An 18,171-nucleotide genomic window follows, 5' to 3' on the forward strand; every position below is an offset into this window, starting at 1 on the left:
ATGCCCGCTCCAATGACGCGCGAGGCGATGGGTTCCGTCGCGCAACCTTTCGTCACGCGCGTGCCGCGACAAATGCTCAGCCGCGCGACAATGATGACGCCGGCGCAACATCGTCGACATGCCGGCGAGAGGCGGGGGGGCCAAGGAGAGCGCGAGGAGATCGCGCATGTACCATGACCACGACGCCGATTATCACGCCGCGCGCGCCCGCGCTGAAGCGGTTCGCGCCATCGTCGCCAGCAGCGACGCCGCCGCGGCGATCCACCAGGAATTGTGCCTGCGCTATACCGGCCGGCTGCTTGCCGCCCTCGTGCTCGGCAACGCGGGTCGCGGTCGCGGATGAGCGCATTGAGTCCTGCGGGCGGACGTAAGCGAGCGAGGCTGACCCATCCAGATCGGCGGCGCGGCAGGACGCTACGCTGCCGAACCGGGCTGTGCCGTTCTCAAGCGCGCGGCGCAGATACACGATCGTGTACGGACCATGGTCGATCGTCCGTGAACGAGACGGTGCTCGTCGTTCAGGACCTTCCCGCGACACCCACGGAACATTTCCCACCTTTCGCCATCCTGGATCTATTCCGCGATCCACGAGTCCGCGCTCAAGATGCTCATCGTCGCGGGAGCGGCCTACCTCGGTCAGCCCGGGCTCGACCCCGGATCCATGGTGCCCCGAGAACCCCCGGCCTTGCTGTCGCGACGGGATGGATCTCGGCTCAAGCCTGTCCCGAGCGACGCCGCCGGGGCCGGGATGACGGCGAGGGACGAGAAGCAATCTCCCTTATCGCATCGTATCACCCGTGAAAAGCGGCGGGAGATCAGACGGCCGGAGGTGCAAGCCGCCTTTTGGGTCCGGACACACCTTTCCGCGAAACCTACGCCTTGAAGGTGCGGCGGCACAGTAGACCGCTGACATCGCTCTCCTGAGCGTATCGAACGGTCCGGGATGACGAGAAAGTCTCGCCGAAAAATCCTCTTCATGCAGTGATGGTGGCGGCGCCGGCAGTGTCGATCGAGAGCAGCGCATCGAGCGGGTAATTGGCGCCGTTGACCGTGACGATGGCCCGGCCGTCGAGCATCATCGCCGACGTGATCGTACCGGCCGCGGTGACCGCGCCGTTGATCGTCGCGCCGTTGACGTCCTTGGCGACGAGCGAGAGCGTGTAATTGCCCTCGGGCGCCTTGCCGCCGAGCGCGCTCGTGCCGTCCCATACGATCTTGCCCTTGGTGGCGGGGCTCAGCGCGATCGTCTTCATGACCGAGCCTTTGCTGTCCTTGATCTCCGCCAGCAGCGTCGCCGGCATCTGGCTATATTGGTACGACCAGTTCGCCGGCTTGTCCGCTGTCAGTCCCGCGACCTGCGTGTCGAACCGCGCCTCGCGCCCGATGTAGGAAGACGCCTGCGCCAGCTCCTGCGAGGTCAGCTTGGCGAGGATCGTCTTCAGCGTGCTGTTCTGCTGGATCGACTGCTCGGTCTGCGCGAACTGAACCAGCTGGTTGGTGAATTGCGCCGTGTCCATCGGGCTGAGCGGATTCTGGTTCTGGATCTGTGACGTCAGCAGCTTCAGAAACATGTTGAAGTCGGCGCTGATCACCGGCTTGCTCTCAGGTGCGGCCGTCGCGTCGTCGTTCTTGTCGAGCGCGGCGCGGTCGGCCGCTGCCTTCTGTGCGGCGGCTTTCTGAGCGGCGACTTTCTCGGCGACGCTGCTCGCGTCGGACGTGCTGATCGGGGCGGTCATGGTGGCAACTCCTCAGGCGAAGACGTCGATCAGGCCGCTCGAACGCAGCCGGCGAGGGGGGGGAGCGGTGCTGGGTCGCTCGGCGGCGGTATCGGTGAGCGCGGCATAACGTTGGTCGCGCGCGACCGGCGCGTCCCACCGCTGACTGCCCCCCGATTGCCGCTCGGAAAAATGGAACGACTGCGCGTCGGCGCGCACGCCCGCGTCGGCGAGCGCGCGCTGCAATTGGTCGAGGTCACCACGCAGCAGGTCGAGAGCGGCGCGATTGTCGCTCGCGACGACGGCGCGAAGCCCGCCGTCCTGGCCGAAGCTCAACTGCACGTCGATCCGGCCGAGGTCGGGCGGGTCTAGGCGGATCGCGACATGGTCACGCCCGTCCGCGACTCCGCGCGCGAGCGCCACGCCGGTGTCCTGCCCGATCGTGCCGAGGCGAGCGAACGCAGCGGCGCTTCCGCTCGGTGACCGGCCGTCATGCGGTGCGTACAGCCGCTCGACGTGGCGTAGAGCGGCGGCATCCGTCTCCGCCGCCACGCCGGATCGGGCGACGGCGGCGGACAGAGGCGTGGCGCCGACCGCTGCTGGGGTGATGTCAGGTGGAGGAGCGTCGAAGGGAAACGAAGAAGCGGAGCGGTGCGCGCCCACACTCGCCGGCATGGTGGCCGATACGTCGAACGATGGCGTCCTGTTACCCAGTTCGCCTCTCGCTTGTCCTGCTTCCTCGTGGAGCGCATCTGCCGCTTCGATCAGATCGCAGGCTCGGGCGGGCGCGCTTGCCACCGGCGATGCGGAGACCAGCTTGCCGGCCGTGACGCTCGTCTCCGGCTGCATCGAGCCGACCACCTTGCCCGCATGTGTCGCGGAGACCAGCGCTGCTGTTGCGGTTCCAGCCGGATCCACGACGCCCGCTTCGTCTGCGATCGACCCGTCGAGATCGGCGGCAACCGTGTCCTCACCCTCAGCCGCTAAGTTGCGTCTGGACACACTCGTGCCGCCGCCGCTCGCTGGTGCAGGCGCGTCCTCGTCGGCGACAAGCGTCAGCCCGTCGGTTACCGGCGCGCCGAGGACCGGACCGCCGCCGAGGCTGATCGTGGCAGCCGAGGTCGTCGTGTGCGGAGATATCGTCGTGTTCGAGGCGGTGGCGTGGACGGCAGCCGGCTGCGCATGCTCGGTAGAGGTCGCGACGGCCGTGTCACCGTTCGCGCTGAGCGTAGCAATCGCGTCATCGGCCGCACTCACGGTCGCTGGAACGGTCGCCACCGCTCGCTCGGTGACAAGAAGCGTTGCGAAGGGTGAACCGAGCCGGGGAGCGTCGCTGCCGGACTGAACACCGCTCGCGCCCGGGGTGGCCTGGGCACGGGCGGACGCCATCTCCGCGGTCGCCTTGTCGCGGGCAGCCGGTGCTTCGCCCTCGCCGGAGATCTCACTCGCTAGCAGATGATCGAAGCAACTCGTGGTCGAGCCGTCATCCTCCCTGGATGCCTTGAAGGAAGGCGCGCGCTGGCCGCTGGTCGCGGCGGAATGGACGTCGATCACCGGCACGCTCGCTCCACTATCCAAGGTTCACGTCGTATCTTCATAGGATGCCGCTCGCTCAGGCAGCGGCGGCCGTCGCGGAATCATCGTCGAGCGTGCCCAGGGCGCGCACCCGCACGCGCGGGTGAATCTCGCTCTGCGACAGCACCACCGTGGCAGGACGCGCGCGCTCGATGACCGAGCGAACGAAGGGGCGCAGCGCCGGGTTGGTGAGCAGGCAGGGTATCTCGCCGCGCTCGGCCCAGCGATCGAGCGTGCGCGCGACGGTGTCGATGAAGCGCTGTACCAGGTCGGGCGCCATCGCGAGCTGCCGCTCGTCGCCTTGGCCGACGATCGCTTCGGAGAAGGCCTCGTCCCAGCGCGCTCCGAGCAGCAGGACGGGGATCACGCCGTCGCGCGTGTGCTGAGCCGAAATCTGGCGAGCCAGGCGCGCGCGCACGTGCTCGGCGATGAAGCGGATCGACTGGGTGAAGCTCACCGCCTCCGCGATCCCCTCGAGGATCGTCGGTATGTCGCGGATCGAGATCTCCTCTGCCAGCAGCGTCTGCAGCACGCGCTGCACCGCCGACACTGTGATCTTGGACGGGATGATCTCCGCCACCAGCTTCTCGACGTCGCGGTGTACCTCGGTGAGCAGCTTCTGCGTCTCGGTATAGGTGAGCAGGTCGGGCAGGTTGGCCTTGACCACCTCGGTGAGATGGGTCGTCACCACCGTGCCGCAGGTCACCGTGGTGAGGCCGCGCAGCGCCGCCTCGTCGCGCAGGCTGCGATCGATCCACAGCGCGGGCAGCCCGAACACCGGCTCGCGCGCCGTCTCGCCCGCGAGACCCAGCGGTGCACCGCCCGGGTTGATCACCAGCAGCTTGTCGATGCGGATCTCGCCACGCGCCGCCTCGGTGCCGCGCACGAAGACGAGATACTGGTGCGGCGGCAGCGTCATATTGTCGAGGATGCGAACCGCGGGCAGCACGAAGCCGTAATCCGCGGCGAGCTGGCGGCGCAGCGCGCGGACCTGATCATCCAGCCGCGGCTCGCTATTAGAATCATTGATCAGCGGCAGCAGCGCATAGCCGAGCTCGATTCGCACCGCGTCGATCGCGAGCGTCTCGGCGATCGGCTCGGCGGCCTCGGCCGCGCTCTTCTCCGCCTCGATGATCGAGACCGCGAGTTCGTCGGCGCGTCGACGGGCGGCGGTCTGGCCGAGCGACCAGCTGAGCCATCCGCAGCCCGCCGCTAGCAGCGCGAACGGCAGGAACGGCAGGCCCGGCGCGAGCGCGAGCGCGGCGAGCAGCGCGCCGACGATCGCGAAGGCCTGGGGATAGCGCCCGAGCTGCTCGCTCAGCGCCATCCCGGTCTTGCCGCGCGCGCCGCCCTTGGAGACGAGCAGACCCGCCGCGGTGGAGACGATCAAAGCGGGGATCTGGCTGACCAGACCCTCGCCCGCGGTGAGGATGGTATAGGTGCGGAACGCCTCGCCGAAGGGTAGCCCGTGCAGCACCACGCCGATCGTCAGCCCGACCAGGATGTTGATCCCGGTGATCACGACGCTTGCGATCGCGTCGCCCTTCACGAACTTGGAGGCGCCGTCCATCGCACCGTAGAAGCCGCTCTCGGCCTCGAGCTCGGCACGTTTGGCGCGCGCCTGATCCTCGGTGATCATGCCGGCGGACAGATCGGCGTCGATCGCCATCTGCTTGCCGGGCATCGCGTCCAGGCTGAAGCGTGCGCCGACCTCGGCGATGCGACCCGCGCCCTTGGTGATGACGACGAAGTTGATGACGATGAGGATGAGGAAGATGGTGAGGCCGATGATCGTCTCGCCGCCCATCAGGAACTCGCCGAAGGCGCCGATCACGCCGCCCGCGGCACGATGCCCCTCGTGACCGTGGCCCAGGATCAGGCGCGTCGAGGCGAGATTGAGGCCGAGCCGCAGCATCGTCACGATCAAGAGGATCGTCGGGAAACTCGACAGCTGGAGCGGGTTGTCGATGAACAGCGCCGTCATCAGGATCAGCACCGAGACCGTGATCGAGGTGGCGAGCCCGAAATCGAGCAGCCACGCCGGCATCGGCAGCACCAGCATCGCGATGATCGCGGCGACGCCGAGCGCGAGGCCCAGGTCGCGGGTCTCGGCGATGCCGCCGAGCAGCTGACGCAGCCGGTTCACAGGCACGCCCGCTGCGCGGGAGCCGGGGCAGGAGGAGTCACGGCAACACCCTCGTCGATCAGCGCGCGTAATTTGTTGCGCATGGTGCGCACGGAGATGCCGAGCATCTGTGCGGCATAGGTGCGATTGCCTCGACAAAAGCCGAGCGTGCCGAGCAGCAGCTCACGCTCCACCTCGGCGAGACGACGCCCGACCAGCGGCAGGATCTCGCCCGCCGCAGCCGCACTGGACGCGTCGGCACCATCGATGGTGTTGGCGGCCTCGGCGTCGGCGGTCGGACGGAGCGCGATCAGCATCGGAGAATGGTGCGCGATCTGCGCGAGCAGCGCGCCGTCGACCCGCCGCAGCGAGTAATGGGCACGCTGCGTGCGCGTCAGCGAGCGCGCCAGCCGCAGCACCGCTCGCCGCCCGCCGAGCAGGAACAGCTCGTCGCCATTGTCTCGCCCCACGTCCATCAGCTGTCCTGTCGGACGATCTCGGTCAGCGTCACGCCCAGCGCGTTGTCCACCAGAACCACCTCGCCGCGCGCGACGAGCCGATTGTTGACGAACAGGTCGACCGGCTCGCCGGCGCGGCGATCGAGGGGGATCACGTCGCCGGGACGCAGCCGCAGCAACCGGTGCAGCTCCATGCGCGAGCGCCCGAGCACCGCGCGGAGCTTGACCGGCACGTTCATTACGGCCTGCAGGCTCTCCGCGTTGACCGGCGTGTCGACCTCGGCATGAGCGGGGGCGGGAAGCGGTGCGGCGCTGGTCTCGGCGCCGGCGGCTGGCTGTTCCATCGTACTGTCCATCGTCACTTCCTCACGCGTTCATCCACTGCCGCACCACCGCGGCCGATTCCGCCGGACTGGCCGCGATCGCCGCGCCGATCCGCTGCAGCGCCGAGAGCCGGATCTTGCCGTCGACCTGGGCGAGCGCGATCTCCTGGTCGAGTAGCGCGAGCTCGCTCGGCTCCTCGCCTTCGGGCCCCTCGAGCTGCGGCGTTGCCGCGGTCTCGCCGGCGAGCGCCGGCTGGGTGGCGGTGACCGGCTGCGGCGGCAGGATCGCCACCTCGCGCTCCGGCGTTGCGCGCAGCTGCCGCCGCAGCAGCCACGCTGCGCCGAGCAGCGCCGCGCCGATGATCAGCCACTTGCCGAGATCCAGCCACTGACCATTGGTGAGGCCAAGGGTGCGGCCGTCACCCGTGCCGTCGTCCTGCCCATCGGCGGCGAAGGCCATGTTCTCGACCACCACGCTGTCGCCGCGGCCGGCGTCATAGCCCACCGCATTCTCGACCAGTCGCGTCAATCGCTGCACCTGGCCGGCGTTCATCCCCTTGGCGCCGCCGTCGACCATCACCGCCACCGACAGGCGCTCGACCTTGCCCGGCGTGGTGACGCTCACGGTCTGCGTCCGGCTGTTCTGGTAGGTGGTGTCTTCCGAATTCTCCGCCTTGGCGGCGCGCTGCGTCTCGCTGCCGCTGCCGTTGATCGGCGCCTGGCTGTCGGGCAGCTGCGCCGACACCGTCGCGCCCTCGGCGCCCGCGGTCACCGCGTTGCTCTGGTCGTTGGTCTCGACCGTGACCTGACGCTGCACCACCTGCGTGTCGGGGTCGTAGCGCTCGGCCTCCTCGCGCTTCTGGTCGCGGTCGAGCGTCGCCGCCACCTCGGCGCGGACCTTGCCGTGTCCGACGATCGGCTCGAGCAGCGCCTCGATCTGGCCGCGCAGGCGCGTTTCCAGTGCCTGCTGCTGCCCATCGAGGTCACCCGCTGCGCCGCTGCCTTCCTCGCCGGCGCGCGCGAGCAGCGCGCCGGTCTGGTCGATCACCGATACGGAGGCTGGGGCCAGCTCCGGCACCGACGACGCCACCAGATAACGGATCGACTGGACCGCCTCGCTCGGCAGGCGCCCGGCCGTATGCAGCGTCACCGCCGCGCTCGCCTTGCGCTCCTGGGTCGAGAAGAGTTCACGCTCGGGCATCACCAAATGCACGCGCGCCGCGCTGATATGATCGAGGCTCTGGATCGACTTGGCGAGTTCACCCTCGATCGCACGAGTCTCGTTGATCTTAGCGCGCGACGACGAGACGCCGAATGGCTCCTCCGTATCGAGCACCTCATAGCCGATCTTGCCGCCGAGCCGCTCGGACGCGAGCGACATGCGCAGGTCGGGCAGGCGGTCGACGGGCGCGAGGATCGCGCGCCCGTCCGACGAGAGTTCGAACGGCACGTTCTGCGCCTTGAGCTTGTCCGAGATGGCAGCCGCGGCACTGGGATCCAGGTCGGTATAGAGGAACCCCATCGGGCCGTGCGACCCGCGTACGGCCAGCACCGCCAGCGTGAGGAGCAGCGCGGCGGCGACTGCGCCCATCAGCATCATGCGTCGCGAACCGAGTTGCGCGACCAGAGAACGTAGCTCTTTCATCGGGGCAGGCGAGCCTCATGGCTGGGAACGGAAGGTCAGTGTCACCTCGCCCGCGGGAGAGGTCGTCCGCATTATAGGCGGTCAGCTGAGCGCCTGGCCGTGGGCGTCGTCTTCTTTGACCGGATACGCCGCCGCCGCAGCATCGGGCCTGGGCAGCGCGATCGCGTCGAGCGCCGGCGCCAGCGCGGCGCGGACCGCAGCGCGGCGCGCGGCTGCGTCGATCGCCAACCCGCCGCGGCGCCAGTCGACGTTCCCGTCACCCGGCAGCAGCTCGTCGTCGGGGACGATCTCGATGGCGAGCTGCCGCGTCAGCGCGCGGGGACGCTCCGCCAGCCAGAGATCGAGCGCCGGCGCGAGCGAGGGATGCACGCAAATCGCCAACTCGGCGGCGCGCTCGGTGTCGCGGAGCACGCGTTCGACTGCGGTCGTCACCGCTGCCTGAGGCCAGCTCACCGCGATCCGTCCGGCGAGCACGTCCGCCGCTTCGAGTGCGAGCTCGGCCGCATCGTGCGTCAGTTCGGCGACGCGCTCGTCGAGCCGGTGCTCGATCGTCTCGAGCTGATAGTGGAGCACGTCCAGCGCGGCTTGCAGCGCCGCCGAGGCTTCGCCGCGGCCCTCGTCTCGCCCGCGGTCGAGCGCGGCCTCGCGCGCTTCCGCGAGTTCAGCGTCATGCGCGGTGGCTTGGGCGGCAAGTTCCGCCTCCAGCGCGGCCACCCGCTCCAGCAGCGCGTCGATCGAGGGCGGCGCGACGATCGCGTCGAATCGCGGGCCGAAATCGAACGGCTGGATGTTCATCGCTCTGTTTCCTGCGGTCAGGTCAGTAGATCACCGTGTCGTCGCTCTTGGCGTCGAACAGCACGATCTCCCCGCGATCGGCGAGGGACTTGGCGAGGCGGACGAGATTGGCTTGGGCCTTCTCGCAGTCGCGCGCGCGCACTGGCCCCATCGCTAGTATGTCCTCCTGCAGCATCTTGGCGGCGCGCAGGCTGAGCGCGGCGTAGAAGATATAGCGCATCGTCTCGGGTGCGGCCTTGAGCGCCAGCGCGAGGTCGCGCTTGTTGCTCTCGCGTACCAGCACCTGCACCGCCTCTGGCAGCAGCCGCGCGAGATCCTCGAAGGTGAACATGAGTTCGCGGATCCGCTCGGCCGATTCCGGTGCACGTTCGTCGAGCTCGGCGAGGAGCCGCTCCTCGGTGCTGCGATCGAGCGCGTTGAACACCTCGGCCATCGCCTCGTGCGGATCGCGCCGCTGCGCGCGCGCCAGGTTGGACATGAACTCGCCGCGCAGCGTCTGTTCGACCTGCTGGATCACGTCCTTCTGAACATTCTCCATCCGCAGCATGCGCATGACGACGTCGGTGGCGAAGTCGGGCGGCAGCGTGCCGAGCACGCGCGCGGCATGGTCCGGCCGCAGCTTGTGCAGGATCACCGCGACCGTCTGCGGATATTCGTTCTTGAGATAGGAGGCGAGCACCGTCTCGCTGACGTTGGACAGCTTGTCCCACATCGTCCGCCCCGCCGGGCCGCGAATGTCCTCCATGATCTCGTTGAGCTGATCCGCCGGCAGCACGCCGCGCAGCAGCCGCTCCACGCTCTCGAACGAGCCGTGCATCGTGGCCATGCCAGAGACCTCGGCGAGGAAGACCCGCAGCAGGTGCTCGATCACGCTCGCCGGAACGCGGCCGAGTTGCGCGATCTCGCTCGACAGCTCCTTGATCTCGTCGGTGCTCAGCTGCTCCCAGATCGGGCCGCCATGTTCCTGCCCGAGGGCCAGCATCAGCGCCGCGGCACGCTGCGGGCCGGTATAGCGGCTCACGCTCGCTGGCTCGGCGAGCTGGGCAGTGGCGGTCATCGGGCAGGTCTCCAAAAAGACGGTGGCTGGCACCCGCGGGGCGCATGTCTCGTCTACTTATAGGAGTAGCAAACGGACCGAACGCGAGGACGTCATGAATTTGTCGAGCAGCATGATCGCGCTAAGCATATTGAGTGGGGGAGCGGCCGGCGGCGCTTCCGATCCGAGCGGTGCGGGGAATGGTGGCTCCGACGCGCCTCTGATCGAGGGTCCGAAGGCGCGGAAGGCGCACAAGCAGTATACCGCGCTCAAAGTACCTGCCCCGTGGGAGCAGAAGGGGTTCACGCCCGCTGACGCGAGTGCTCTGGCGGCGGTGCGCGTCCTCAGCTCGTTCACGCAACCGGCGCCGGGTGATCGCACGCAGACGGATTCGGACTTCGCCGCCGTGTTCACCGCCTTTCGCGCGGTGGATCGGCTGCAGGTGCTGGCGCAGGCGGCCGCGAAGACGGACATCTCGGCGGCGGATCGCGCCCAGCTCGAGCGCGCGTTCCAGCGCGGGATGACGCAGTTGCGGCAGTATATCGGCTCGACCGCGACCGACAAATTGTCTCTGACCTTCGGGGCGAACAGCTCGCGTGCGGAATCGTCGGTGCTGAGCATGCCGCGTGGAAGCGCGACCTTCACCGGCAATGTGGTGGTGGCGAGTCCCGACACCGTCGTCGAGGGGCTGACGGGCACCGAGAAATTCGAGGTGGCGATCGGTATTCCGGGGGGCACGCGTGACAAAGTGACGGTTGATCTATCGACCGGTCCGAGTCATCCGACGTTGAAGAATGTAGTGGATGCGATCAACGCCGCCATTGCCTCGATCCCGGATCGCGACGCATCGGGCGATATCATCACTGACGAGAGCGGTGCGCCACGGCCGCGCTGGGAAACGCGCTTCGCCGTGCGGGAACTCGGTGAGCACAAATACGCCATCGGCTATGATCTCGGTTACGGTGAGCTGGCGTCGATCAAGGAGGTCGGTGCGGGTGACGCGCTGATGGTGGCGGAGGCGCGTCACGGCAAATCTGAAGCCGATGCGCTAGAGCTCCGGCGCTACACCGCGTCGGGGTCGGATCTCACGGCCGTCGCGGACGCCGGCAAGGATGTCTCAATCGACCGTGTGGCGACGGCGCGCGCCGCGGCGAAGATCGATGCGGAAGCCGAGAAGAAGGGTAAGGACTATGTGAAGCCCGATCCTACCGTCAACGCGGGTCTCCATGTCAATGCGAGCACGAGCGACGCGGACGGTAACAGTTATGTGGTAGGTACGGCGTCGGGGGATTATGGTGCGGTGCGGGGGAACGGGACGAAGTCGCTGTTCCTGACCAAGCTCGACAGTGGTGGGCGCATCCTGTGGCGGCGTGCCATCGGTGCGGCAAGCGATGTCGAAGGCGCGGCAGTCGCGGTCGATGCGAATGGCAACGTGAGCGTTGCTGGCTCGGTGGCCGCGACGTCAAGCGCGGGCCTCGTCAGCGGGCATGACGCCGATATGGTCGTGGCGCGTTTCAGCAGTTCCGGCGACCAGCTGCTCAACACCAAGGTCGACAATTGGGGCAACGACGCCGCCAAAGCCATCACTGCCGACAGCGCCGGCAACATCATCATCGGCGGCTCCGGGAGCGAGGGCGGCCTGCTCGTCAAGCTCGACGCGAGCGGCGACGTGTTGCAGCGGGTGAAGGTCGACGCCGCGACCGAGGTGCACTCGCTCGCGACCGACCGCAACGGAGACATCGTCGCGCTCACGCGCGAGGATGGTCACTCGGTGGTGCGGCGATACAGCGCGGCGCTGGACGCCGGGGCTCACTTTGACCTGGGCGCCGACGTGCTGGCCAACGCGGTCGCGGTCGCCAGCGATGGCCGACTAGCGGTGGTCGGTGGTGCGGATGCGCAAATTCCGGGAGATCAGGTCAATACACGCGCCGAGAATCGCGACGCCTTCGTCACGATCCTGTCGACGGATCTTTCCTCGGCTCGAACGACCTATATCGCCAGCGCCGACGACGACACGGCCGATAGTCTCACCATCGCCGACGGTTCGATCTATGTCGGCGGTCGGACGTACGGCGCGCTCGACGGGGCTCGCCGCGGCCGCAGGGATGGTTTTGTGGCGCGCGTGGCGCTCTCCGACGGTCAGATCGGCGCAATCTCACAGTTCGGACGCGAAGATGATGATGTGGGATCGGTCCAAGTGGACCTCGCGCGGGGCGGCGGCGGTCATCTCAGCGTGCTGGGCCTGGCCGCGGGCGAATTGGGTCAGCGCGAGAGCGCGAAGATCGTAGGCCAGACGGGGATCGTGGCGAGGCCATCGGGCGATATCGTCTCCGCGCTGAGGAACTCCGTCGGCGACACGTTCCGGATCCAGGTCGGCAAGGGCAAGATCGAGACCGTCCCGATCGATGCTAACGACACGCTCGCGACGCTGCGTGACAAGCTGAAGAAGATCGTCGGCAAGTCGGCGATCGTCTCGGTATCGTCCGCGGGCGGTGACGCCGCCACGCTCAGGATCAGCGTGATGGCAGGTGAGAAGATCACCTTGATCGAGGGGAAGAAGAATCGCGACGGAGGTGACGCGCTCGCCAAGCTCGGTTTCACCGCCGGCGTCTACGCGTCTCCCGCGAACTCGGTCGAGCAAAGGCTCAAGCCGGGCGGCACGTTCGGCCTGAAGCTCGACGACACGCTGTCGATCGACACGAAGGACAGCGCCACCCGCGCGGCGGAGCAACTGGCCAGCGCGAGTAGCGCGCTCAAGAACGCTTATGCGTCGTTGTTCTGGACCGAGGCGAAAGCCAAGATGGCGGACAATGATGGCAAGCGAACCGGTACAGGGGGGAGCAGCGCATACGATCTCGCCAAACTGGCGAGTTATAAGTCTGCGCTCGCCCGCCTGACGGCGGGAAGCGGCACGTCCTCGATGGCCAGCCTGCTATGACCACGACCCCGCCGCTTATTGAAGCAATTACGCGATCGCTTCACCACCTTGCTGCGCGGCAGCGGGTCATCGCCGGCAACGTTGCCAACAACGATACGCCCCATTACCAGGCGCAGGAGATCGTCGCGCCCGATTTCTCCGGATTGCTGGCACAGCAGCTCGAGGGAGTGCGCGCGCTCCGTATCGTCCATCCGGCGATCACCGCATCGTCGCGCATGCTAGCGATGGGGGCCACTCCACCGCAGGATACGCGTCTCATACGGGACGAGAGCGTCAGCGAGACGAAGCCCGATGGTAACAACGTCTCGTTAGAAGATCAGTTGCTAAAGCTCGGTCAGGTTCAGGCGGATTATACTGCCTTGACGAACATCTATCGTAAGCAAATGGCGCTATTGAACATGGCGCTGGGTCGTCAGTGATGTCCGGTTCCGGTGGCGTCGTCCTTGAAGGGATAGTGTCACTGCGAACGCCACCGTTGGCATGGTTCCGGAGGAGCCGCCCGCACGATTACGAGCAGCCGGCCAGCTCCCGCGTTTTTCATCGAGCGCCGACCTCATCTGCAGATCGGCTCGCTCGGCTTATTCGTCGCCCCATGACATCATTCCGCGTGCTCTCACGAGGTCGGACTTGGCCTCGCTACCGCCCCGTTTTCCGCGCGCGAGCAGCATCTCTCTTCGCGCTACTGCCATGTCAGACCATCGGTATGGGCGTAAGATCGTCATTAGGCCAAGTCAGCGGCTTCGCGCGAGCTGATTACCCCGGATCAGCAGATTCCAGCTGAAGGATGACGCGATCTTCGACGTGGCCCCGGTCGTGCCATCTCACGTCACCGCCCGCTCGATTGGATGAGCACGCGCCCTACGCTTATTCGGAGGGCTTGAGTGGCGCGTAAAGATCAACAGAGCCGGAGAGCGTGGCGCATCTTTGACACGGTCTGCGCGCCCGTTTCTCAAGCAGCTTCATTCGCTCACCTCAGTGTAGAATCGCCACCCATCCGCCGAGGCGCGAGGTACAGTTCCTGACCGTTCCCTTGCGGCGCGCGCTGAGTTCCGATGAGGGATGGCCGCGACCCCGGTTGGCACGAGAGCGGCTCATCGTGTCGCGCCGTTCGTCAGTGCAGTCGACGGCCTAAGGTCAACCGGAAAAAGTGAAGGGCCGGAGCGATGTCTCGCTCCGCCCCCCCACTTCGCCGATCCCCGATTGAGCAGGGGAGGGCAATCCGCTTACGAGCGGAACAGCTGCTGCAGAACCTGCGGCTGCTGGTTGGCGATGCTGAGCGCCTGGATACCGAGCTGCTGCTTGACCTGCAGCGCCTGGAGGTTGGTCGACTCGGTCGCCAGATCGGCGTCGACGAGGTTGCCCACGCCGGCCTTGAGCGAGTCGGTCAGCTTGCTGGTGAAGGTCAGCTGCAGGTCCATGCGACGCGCGGCGGCGCCGAGGCGGCTGACGACGTTCGAGAAGGCCTTGGTCGCCTGGTCGAAATAGTCGAACGCGATCGCGGCGTTCTGACCCTTCGGCGTGGTGAAGGCAACCGGCGCCGCTTCCGCTGCGAGGTTGTCGTCGCGAACCGAACGCACGTTCGTCGTCGAGACGAAGACCGCGGTGGGCGACCAGGCAGTGGTGCCCGTGGTCAGGAACGCATCCAGCATCTTGATGACCGGGGCGGGCGTCGCCGCCGCGGTGGTGCCAGTGCCCGAGTGCGTCGGAACGCCCGGCGTGACGGTCGTTCCGGAGGTCGTCGAAGCCGGGATGGTGACCGGCAGGACCGTGTAATTGTAATTCGCGTCGATCTGGATCGAGCCGTCGGCCAGCGCGTTCGTGGGGCTGCGATCACCGGCGGTATAGGCGTCGAAGACGGTCTTGATCGAGGTCATCGCCGTCACGGAGTCGCCCTTGAATAGGTTGACGCCGTTGAACTCGGCCGACTGGATCGCGGTCTTGATCTGATCCCAATACTGCTGAACGTCCTTCTGGATGTTCTCACGGTCCTGCGTCGAACGGCTCAGATCCTTGGCCTCGAGCGCCTTCAGCTTGAGGTCCGAGAGGTTCTGGCTGATGACCTCGGCCGCCGCCAGCGCGGTGTCGACCACGCTCTTGGCGTTGGTGATCGAACGGGTCACGACGCCGTAGCCGTCCACGTCGCCGCGGAGCTTCTGAGCGACGACATAGGTCGAGCTGTCGTCCTTCGCCGAAGCCACCTTCAGGCCGGTGTTGACGCGGTTCTGCGTCTGCTGCAGCTCCTTCTGCGAAGCAGTGAGGTTCTGCAGCGCGACCAGCGCGCCGATGTTCGTGTTCACTGAATACGTCATGATAGATCCTTCTAGACGTTCAGACCGGTTCAACCGATCCGGGCCGGTGTGCCGACCACCAACGAGAGATACCTCTCGTGTTTCTTTTCTAGAAGCGTTCTGTCCCACGACCTTGGTCCCCGAACATTTTATTTTACGAACATCAGCAGGGCCGTGACGATAAGCATCGCCAAGATGGCGATGGCCACGACAGCTCCGCGGCTGCCGTGGCTCACAATATTACCGGAGAAAGGTGGCCAGCGACAGCTGGCTCCAATCCTTATATGCCGCCATGCTGATCTGCATCATGGTCTGGTGCGCCACCAACGCGGTGCTCGCCTGCGCGACGTCAGCATCCTCGAGATTGCTGACTACTCCTGTGATGATGCGAGCACGATCGGCGGCACGCGTCTCGATCGCGTCGACGTGATTCTGCCGCACGCCGTTGGCGGCCTCAACCAGCCGCAACTGATCGAGTCCCTTGCGAACGCGGCCTGCGATGTCCTTGAGCTGCTCGACTTGCGCGTTGGACAATCTCGCCGGCAGATCGCCCAAGCCGTGAAGATCCTTCAGCGCCTTGAGGAAATCCGTTCCGATATCGGACGCCAGTATTCCATAGGTGAAGTTGGAGTCATCATTGACGCGGCCCGAGCGTCGTACCTGATCGTTACCGAACGCCTTTCCCAGATCGGCATCGCCCAAGCTCGCTAATCCGTCGAGGCTCTTGGGGATGAACGCATCTTCGTCGGTGTTCGCGCCAGCGAACATCTTCTTGCCGTCATCCTCGGAATTAAGTGCCGTTCGGAGCGAGTTGAAGGCGTCGCTGATCTCCTGGTTCACCGTCGGCGCATCGCCGGTGCTCGCCGCCTTGAGCAGTTCGATACGGAAGCTCTCCATCGTCATGTCGAGGTCAGCGAGCCGATTGGCGTAGAGATCAACTCCCGTCTTGACGGTGTTGTTGACCCACCGCTGCGACGTGATCTGGTCGATCAGCGTATGCGCATTGAGCGCCCGACCGGTGTCGACGCCGAGGTCGCTGAAGGTTGAGGCGCGCTTGAAGTTCTGCGTCTGGTGAAAGATCTTGTCCGCTTCCTCCCGCGTATGCAGCATCTCGTGCTGCGCGAGCTGATAGGAAGCGTAAGTGCTGATGCGAGTCACGGGAGATCCTCCTATCGAACGATGCTGAGAAGCGAGTCGTAGAGATTGTTGACCGCGCTGATCACGCGCGCCGACGCGGCATAGCTATTCTGCAATACGACCAACTGCGCCATCTCCTCGTCGACGTTGACGGCGGAAAAATTGTCGCGGCGCGTGACCGCGTCAGTGAGCCGGTCGCTGGTCGCGCTGCGCGCATCGTCGGCGACCGCAGCGCGATTGCCGATCTCGTTAATCGCCTCGTTGGTGGTACGGCTTAGCGCCATGGGATTGATGCCGCCGAGGTCGATCTTGGCGGTGAGGTGATCGATATAGGTCGACGCCGTGGTGGGATCGGCCGGCGTCAGCGCCTTGTCGCCGATCGACGCGGTCGGGTCGAAGCGCGAGAGCGGCAGCCGCTTCGCGCTGGCGATCATCTCGGGCGCCACGTCGGCGCTACGCAGACCGTTGACGCCGCGACCCAGGCCGGACCATTGCGAGAAGCTTACCCCGGTGCCCAGGCGGTCGCTGGTGTCGCTCACGACGTCGACCGTGGCGCCCTCGCTCGTCGCCGCCGCAGTGAAGCGGACTCGCCCGCGCGAGTCGAGCGCGAAGGTGCCCTGGGCGCCGAGCGGGCTCGCGTTGAGTTCGGTGATCAGATCGCCGACGGTCGCGGCATGGCTGCCGGTCGCCGTATAGTGCGCGACGATCTGGCCGCTGCCGTCGCGAACGACGAGGCCGACGCTCTGCCCCGTCGCGATGCCGTGCGAGTCGCCGGCGCTCAGGCCGATCGGCGCGATCGGCGCGTCGCTTCGGATCAGGTCGTTCAAGCCGAAGAATTGGGAGAAACCCAGTCCTGCGCGTTGCGCCGGCGCGGTCGCGTCCTGCGCGATCGCGATGCCCTGGCTGCTATCCGCCGCCGTGATTGTCAGCTTTCCGTTCGCGAAGGTCGCGGTCGCCTTGCCGCCGAGCTGACTATTGATCGACGACACCGCGTCGGCGATCGTCGCGCCGGCTCCCAGCGCGCTGAAATCGAGCTTTGCCTTGGCGACGAGGATGCCGGGAGCTTTCATCACCGCGACCGTCGCGGCGCCGGTGAAGTTGAGCTTGTCGGTCTTCACCAACCCGGTCTGACGCCCGTCGAGCTCGGCGGGCGGAGGGTAGCTGGTCGCGGAATTGGCAGCGCCGTTCAACGACTCGGCGTAAGCGTTGAAGATATTGTTGATATTGCGCTCGACTCGGATCAGCTGCTCGTCGCGCAGCTGGAGCAGGCCGCCCAGCTTACCGCCGACCCAACCGCCGCCTAGCGTATCGCCGGTGAGTGCGCCCATCGAGCCATCACGATTGGTGAAGCGCACCGTGATATCGGCCGCGCTTCCCTGTTCGTCGCCGACACCTCCGCGGTAGTCGAGCTGGCGCAGCTGCTGATCGAGCAGGGGGATGCCCTTGGACGTCTCGATCGCGATCCGACTGTCCTTCTGCTCGCGCGCATTCACGTTGATCAGCCCGCTCAATTCCTGCAGCGCTACCGCGCGCTGATCGGCGGGGCCGGAGACGTTCTGCTTAAGCGCGGTGAGACGAACGATCTCCTTGTTGAGCGAGTCGATCCGCTGGAGCAGCGGGTTGATGCGATCGACCGTGTTCTTGATGTCGACGTCGACTTCGCCCCGGATCGAGCGCACCTGCTTGTTGATGTCTTGCAGACCGTGGAGGGTGTCCTGCGCCTGCGCGACGAAGCCGGCGACGGCGAGCGTCGGGTCCGCTCCGCCGGTCAATTTCGTCGCTGCCGCGAGCACCGCGCTCACCCGAGCGGACAGGTTCGCTTCATTAGCGGAAGCGGTGTCGCTGCTTCCTTCCGGCGTGCCGAACAGATTCTGTACGCGATCGAGATAGGATGCGGTGATCGACGCGCGCTCCGACTCACCCGAGCGCGCGAAGACGGCGCGCTCGAGGAAGCGATCGGCGATGCGTGTCGGCTCCTGAACCTCGACGTCCCACGGGGTCGCCTGCTGATTGTGCCGTTGCCGCGCGTAGCCTGGCGTGTTGGCGTTGGCGATATTCTGCGACGTGGTGCGCAGCGCCGTCTGCGACGCGTTGAGGCCGCTGACCGCCGCGTCGAGGATGCTGTTGATCGACATG

The 18,171-nt window shown here is 66.6% G+C and carries 14 protein-coding genes; 3 read left to right on the top strand and 11 right to left on the bottom strand.

Annotation, left to right across the window (positions count from 1 at the left end):
• The first annotated feature begins 166 nt into the window (after positions 1 to 166).
• A complete protein-coding gene (locus tag FHY02_RS01070; RefSeq protein ID WP_183919679.1) occupies positions 167 to 343 on the top strand; it encodes a hypothetical protein in 177 nt (58 codons plus the stop codon).
• A 631-nt stretch (positions 344 to 974) separates the two neighbouring features.
• Here the strand turns inward: FHY02_RS01070 and FHY02_RS01075 are convergent.
• From FHY02_RS01075 to FHY02_RS01110, 8 genes are all read right to left on the bottom strand, one after another.
• A complete protein-coding gene (locus tag FHY02_RS01075) occupies positions 975 to 1,736 on the bottom strand; it encodes a flagellar hook assembly protein FlgD (protein WP_183919681.1) in 762 nt (253 codons plus the stop codon).
• A 12-nt stretch (positions 1,737 to 1,748) separates the two neighbouring features.
• Positions 1,749 to 3,275, bottom strand: a complete 1,527-nt coding sequence (locus tag FHY02_RS23255) for a flagellar hook-length control protein FliK (protein WP_183919682.1) — start codon at positions 3,273 to 3,275, stop codon at positions 1,749 to 1,751.
• Positions 3,276 to 3,327: 52 nt separating this feature from the next.
• Positions 3,328 to 5,442: a flagellar biosynthesis protein FlhA gene (gene flhA, locus FHY02_RS01085; protein WP_409322124.1), complete on the bottom strand. Its 2,115-nt coding sequence runs from the start codon at positions 5,440 to 5,442 to the stop codon at positions 3,328 to 3,330.
• Positions 5,433 to 5,891 carry a helix-turn-helix domain-containing protein gene (locus FHY02_RS01090; RefSeq protein ID WP_183919686.1) on the bottom strand — a complete coding sequence of 153 codons (459 nt, stop codon included), beginning with the start codon at positions 5,889 to 5,891 and terminating at the stop codon, positions 5,433 to 5,435. The genes flhA and FHY02_RS01090 overlap by 10 nt, the downstream gene beginning before the upstream one ends.
• Positions 5,891 to 6,229: a flagellar motor switch protein FliN gene (gene fliN / locus FHY02_RS01095; protein WP_183919688.1), complete on the bottom strand. Its 339-nt coding sequence runs from the start codon at positions 6,227 to 6,229 to the stop codon at positions 5,891 to 5,893. Before fliN ends, FHY02_RS01090 begins: the two co-directional genes overlap by 1 nt.
• Before the next feature lie 10 nt (positions 6,230 to 6,239).
• Positions 6,240 to 7,793 (bottom strand): flagellar basal-body MS-ring/collar protein FliF, encoded by a 1,554-nt coding sequence (fliF, locus tag FHY02_RS01100; protein ID WP_260172546.1) that lies wholly within the window; start codon positions 7,791 to 7,793, stop codon positions 6,240 to 6,242.
• A 129-nt stretch (positions 7,794 to 7,922) separates the two neighbouring features.
• Entirely contained in the window at positions 7,923 to 8,636 is a 714-nt protein-coding gene (locus tag FHY02_RS01105) for a flagellar assembly protein H (protein WP_183919692.1), read from the bottom strand.
• 22 nt (positions 8,637 to 8,658) lie between these two features.
• The gene (locus tag FHY02_RS01110) at positions 8,659 to 9,693 is read right to left on the bottom strand and encodes a flagellar motor switch protein FliG (protein ID WP_183919695.1); all 1,035 of its coding nucleotides are present in this window, start codon (positions 9,691 to 9,693) and stop codon (positions 8,659 to 8,661) included.
• A 112-nt stretch (positions 9,694 to 9,805) separates the two neighbouring features.
• On the opposite strand from FHY02_RS01110, the gene FHY02_RS01115 reads away from it, so the two are divergent.
• Together FHY02_RS01115 and FHY02_RS01120 are read left to right on the top strand one after the other, a co-directional pair.
• A complete protein-coding gene (locus FHY02_RS01115) occupies positions 9,806 to 12,610 on the top strand; it encodes a hypothetical protein (protein ID WP_183919697.1) in 2,805 nt (934 codons plus the stop codon).
• Positions 12,607 to 13,029 carry a flagellar biosynthesis protein FlgB gene (locus FHY02_RS01120; RefSeq protein ID WP_183919698.1) on the top strand — a complete coding sequence of 141 codons (423 nt, stop codon included), beginning with the start codon at positions 12,607 to 12,609 and terminating at the stop codon, positions 13,027 to 13,029. The genes FHY02_RS01115 and FHY02_RS01120 overlap by 4 nt, the downstream gene beginning before the upstream one ends.
• A gap of 804 nt (positions 13,030 to 13,833) precedes the next feature.
• Here the strand turns inward: FHY02_RS01120 and FHY02_RS01125 are convergent.
• From FHY02_RS01125 to flgK, 3 genes are all read right to left on the bottom strand, one after another.
• Positions 13,834 to 14,919: a flagellin gene (locus tag FHY02_RS01125; protein WP_183919700.1), complete on the bottom strand. Its 1,086-nt coding sequence runs from the start codon at positions 14,917 to 14,919 to the stop codon at positions 13,834 to 13,836.
• 219 nt (positions 14,920 to 15,138) lie between these two features.
• A complete protein-coding gene (locus FHY02_RS23260) occupies positions 15,139 to 16,056 on the bottom strand; it encodes a flagellin (RefSeq protein ID WP_183919701.1) in 918 nt (305 codons plus the stop codon).
• Positions 16,057 to 16,067: 11 nt separating this feature from the next.
• The gene (flgK, locus tag FHY02_RS01135; protein ID WP_183919703.1) at positions 16,068 to 18,170 is read right to left on the bottom strand and encodes a flagellar hook-associated protein FlgK; all 2,103 of its coding nucleotides are present in this window, start codon (positions 18,168 to 18,170) and stop codon (positions 16,068 to 16,070) included.
• Position 18,171 lies beyond the last annotated feature (1 nt).

Source organism: Sphingomonas sp. BK069 (genome assembly GCF_014193405.1).
Lineage (GTDB): Bacteria > Pseudomonadota > Alphaproteobacteria > Sphingomonadales > Sphingomonadaceae > Sphingomonas.

Excerpts from the sequence above, each read along its gene's own strand:
- flgK (WP_183919703.1), bottom strand. The coding sequence starts at position 18,170 with ATGTCGATCAACAGCATCCTCGACGCGGCGGTCAGCGGCCTCAACGCG.
- FHY02_RS01120 (WP_183919698.1), top strand. The coding sequence starts at position 12,607 with ATGACCACGACCCCGCCGCTTATTGAAGCAATTACGCGATCGCTTCAC.
- FHY02_RS01110 (WP_183919695.1), bottom strand. The coding sequence starts at position 9,693 with ATGACCGCCACTGCCCAGCTCGCCGAGCCAGCGAGCGTGAGCCGCTAT.
- FHY02_RS01105 (WP_183919692.1), bottom strand. The coding sequence starts at position 8,636 with ATGAACATCCAGCCGTTCGATTTCGGCCCGCGATTCGACGCGATCGTC.
- FHY02_RS01075 (WP_183919681.1), bottom strand. The coding sequence starts at position 1,736 with ATGACCGCCCCGATCAGCACGTCCGACGCGAGCAGCGTCGCCGAGAAA.
- FHY02_RS01070 (WP_183919679.1), top strand. The coding sequence starts at position 167 with ATGTACCATGACCACGACGCCGATTATCACGCCGCGCGCGCCCGCGCT.
- fliN (WP_183919688.1), bottom strand. The coding sequence starts at position 6,229 with ATGGACAGTACGATGGAACAGCCAGCCGCCGGCGCCGAGACCAGCGCC.
- FHY02_RS01115 (WP_183919697.1), top strand. The coding sequence starts at position 9,806 with ATGATCGCGCTAAGCATATTGAGTGGGGGAGCGGCCGGCGGCGCTTCC.
- FHY02_RS01125 (WP_183919700.1), bottom strand. The coding sequence starts at position 14,919 with ATGACGTATTCAGTGAACACGAACATCGGCGCGCTGGTCGCGCTGCAG.
- FHY02_RS01090 (WP_183919686.1), bottom strand. The coding sequence starts at position 5,891 with ATGGACGTGGGGCGAGACAATGGCGACGAGCTGTTCCTGCTCGGCGGG.
- fliF (WP_260172546.1), bottom strand. The coding sequence starts at position 7,793 with ATGCTGATGGGCGCAGTCGCCGCCGCGCTGCTCCTCACGCTGGCGGTG.